This window comes from Myxococcus llanfairpwllgwyngyllgogerychwyrndrobwllllantysiliogogogochensis (assembly GCF_006636215.1).
GTDB lineage: Bacteria > Myxococcota > Myxococcia > Myxococcales > Myxococcaceae > Myxococcus > Myxococcus llanfairpwllgwyngyllgogerychwyrndrobwllllantysiliogogogochensis.
In genome coordinates this window covers 1-231 of the sequence record NZ_VIFM01001076.1, presented here as the reverse complement: position 1 = coordinate 231, position 231 = coordinate 1, and the positions used below count along the sequence as shown (strand labels likewise).

1 protein-coding gene is annotated in these 231 nt (G+C 66.7%); it reads left to right on the top strand.

The features are described 5' to 3' along the window. A partial coding sequence (locus tag FJV41_RS53410) for a hypothetical protein (RefSeq protein WP_220138098.1) occupies window positions 1–200 on the top strand: 200 nt, incomplete at its 5' end. Between the last annotated feature and the right edge of the window lie 31 nt (window positions 201–231).

The window sequence follows — 231 nt, the reverse complement described above, 5'->3', positions numbered from 1 at the left end:
TGCCGGCCAAGGAGCGCAAGCGGCTGGCCGCCGCCGAGAAGCGGGTGAAGGAGCTCGAGCGGGAGCTGCACCGCAAGGAGAAGGCGCTGGCGGAGACGGCGGCACTGCTGGTGCTCGAAAAAAAACTTCAGGCGATGGGGTGGGACGAGAGGCACCTGGCAGACGAGGACGACTCCGGGGACGAGAAGAGCGAGAAATGACGCTCGCCCACGTCGACGAGGCCCTGGAGAA